At 70.2% G+C, this 2,207-nt stretch carries 4 protein-coding genes; all 4 read right to left on the bottom strand.

Going from position 1 to position 2,207, the window contains the following annotated elements; all coding sequences use genetic code 11:
* The coding region (locus N878_RS18315) for a putative metalloprotease CJM1_0395 family protein (RefSeq protein ID WP_021445033.1) at positions 1 to 396 on the bottom strand (396 nt) is incomplete at its 3' end.
* A gap of 52 nt (positions 397 to 448) precedes the next feature.
* The gene (locus N878_RS18310; protein WP_021445032.1) at positions 449 to 748 is read right to left on the bottom strand and encodes a hypothetical protein; all 300 of its coding nucleotides are present in this window, start codon (positions 746 to 748) and stop codon (positions 449 to 451) included.
* 98 nt (positions 749 to 846) lie between these two features.
* Positions 847 to 1,533: a dethiobiotin synthase gene (gene bioD / locus N878_RS18305; protein ID WP_021445031.1), complete on the bottom strand. Its 687-nt coding sequence runs from the start codon at positions 1,531 to 1,533 to the stop codon at positions 847 to 849.
* A gap of 82 nt (positions 1,534 to 1,615) precedes the next feature.
* Positions 1,616 to 2,207, bottom strand: a 592-nt coding sequence (locus N878_RS18300) for a methyltransferase domain-containing protein (protein ID WP_021445030.1), incomplete at its 5' end; no start/stop codon positions are given.

Below are 2,207 nucleotides of genomic sequence, written 5' to 3'. Positions count from 1 at the left end.
GTCGATGCTGACTTCGCCGGAAACGGCGTAGCGCTGGCCGTCCGGGCCGCGCTTGAAGCTGTAGCTTGGCGCCCCGGCGTACTGCCCGCCCACCGCGGCATGGGCCTGCTCGTGGGCGCGCACTTCACGGTCGCGCTGGCTCAGCTCGGCGATTTCCAGTTGTTCGAGACGCTGCTGCTGCGCACTGGGCTCGCCGTCGCCACGGCCATCGCGCTCGGCCGAGCGATCCGCCTCCTCGCGCCCGGAAGCGGAGGAGTCGGCCTGCGCCTCCTGCGTCGGGGCGGCAGGCGGCTGATCGGCGCGAGCGATGTCGGGGGAAACTGCGGCCGAGAGTGGCCGGGCCGGCGCGACGGGCGGCGAGGGGACGAACAACGGCAGGCTGCTGCCGATCTGCATATGCTCACTCCTACCCCGCAGTTGGCCGCATCCGCGGCCGGGGTGGAACTACTCAGGCACGCGTATCGATCAGGGTGCCAAGCACCTCGTCGGCGGTTTCCACGACGCGCGCACTGGCGCGCACCTCGTTCTCGCCGACGCGCAGGGCGACCAGGCTTTGCGCCAGGTCGGGGCGAGTCTGTTCGGCGGCTTGCGGCGCCGAATTGACCTGATTCTGCGGCGGGGTCTGGCTGCCTTGCGGCGGCTGGCTGACGGCGTTGCTGGCGATCTCGCTGGCTGCCTGTTCGACACGGCGCTGCCCGGCCTGAATGCCGCTCAGCCCCGAGTTGAATGCGTTGGCGGAGATTTCCATCGGCAGCTCCCGGCGCGATTAGAACCTAATGGCCGGTATTGAAGCAGAAACTGCCTAAAAAACGTACAGGCAAAAGGCTATGGTCGGGTAACTGCTTATTACCGCTGAACCAGCCGGTCGAGATCCAGATGCGCCGCCACCGCCGCCGGGCTTGCCTGGGCCAGACGCGGCACGCGCCCCAGGCAGGGCGCCGCCAGGCGTTCGGCGAGGGTGGCGAGGTTTTCCTCCAGGCGCGAGGTCTGCGCATCGACCACATTGGCCACCCAGCCGGCCAGGCGCAGGCCGTCGCGCTCGATGGCCTCCATGCTGAGCACGGCGTGGTTGATGCAGCCCAGGCGCACGCCGACCACCAGGATCACCGGCAGGCCCAGGGCCACGGCCAGATCGGAGAGGTTCTCGTCGCCGGCCAGCGGCACGCGCCAGCCGCCGGCGCCTTCCACCAGGGAAAAATCGGCGCCCTTGGCCAGAATCGCGCGCACCGGGCCGAGCAGGCTGGCCACATCCAGCTGCACCCCGGCCTCGCGCGCCGCCAGGTGCGGGGCGATGGCCGGGGCGAAGGCCAGCGGATTGACCTCCTCGTAGCGCAGCGCCAGCGAGCATTCGCCGAGCAGGGCCAGGGCATCGTCGTTGCGCAGGCCGTCTGCGGTCATGGCGCAACCGGAGGCCACCGGCTTGGCCGCCGCGGTACTCAGTCCGCGCCGGCGAGCGGCATGCAGCAAGCCGGCGGCGATGGTGGTCTTGCCGATTTCCGTGTCCGTTCCGGTAACGAAGTAGGCTTGAGTCATCAGTCGAACCCTCTGCCGAAGTGGTCTTGCCGGCTTCTCATGCCGAGCCGGGTATCCGTTCCGGTGACGAAGTAGGCGTGGGTCACTGCGGGTGCTCCATTCGATACACGCTCAACGGCTTCTGCAGCACGCCGTAGACCACCTGGTAGGTGGCCGGCAGCCCCTCGGCCTGACGGAAGCCCTCGTAGGCCTCGATCAGCGCGCGAATCCGCGCGCGCCCGGTCAGCCCGCCCGGCCGCCCCGGGTTGAGGTTGTGCGCGCCGAGGTCCTTGAGCGAGGCGGTCAGGCTGCGCAGGTCGGGGAAATGCAGCACCTCGGCCTGGCGCTGCAGGCTCAGCAGCTGCAGCTCGCCGGCGGCGCACAGGCGCTGGTAGTCCTCGAAGCGGCGAAAGCGGTTGACGTGGACGAAGCCGTCCACCGCCTGCCAGCTGCCCTGCAGCTCCTGCAGGGTGCCCACGCACAGGCTGGAAAAGGCCAGCACGCCGCCGGGGCGCAGCACCCGCGCCGCCTCGCGGAGCACCTGCGGGAAATCGGCGCACCACTGCAGCGCCAGGCTGGAGAACAGCAGGTCGAGGCTGGCGGCCTGCAGCGGCAGCGCCTCGGCATCGCCGGCGACGAAATGCGCGGCGCCACCCAGCGGCCGGGCGTGGCGCAGCATGCCCTCGGCGATATCC

The sequence above is a fragment of the Pseudomonas sp. EGD-AK9 genome, from assembly GCF_000465935.2.
Classification (GTDB): domain Bacteria; phylum Pseudomonadota; class Gammaproteobacteria; order Pseudomonadales; family Pseudomonadaceae; genus Aquipseudomonas.
Note: the sequence above shows the minus strand (reverse complement) of the source record. Positions and strands in the feature narration are given on the sequence as shown.

Coding starts and splice junctions, on each gene's coding strand:
- N878_RS18310 (WP_021445032.1), bottom strand. CDS start 748: ATGGAAATCTCCGCCAACGCATTCAACTCGGGGCTGAGCGGCATTCAG.
- bioD (WP_021445031.1), bottom strand. CDS start 1,533: ATGACTCAAGCCTACTTCGTTACCGGAACGGACACGGAAATCGGCAAG.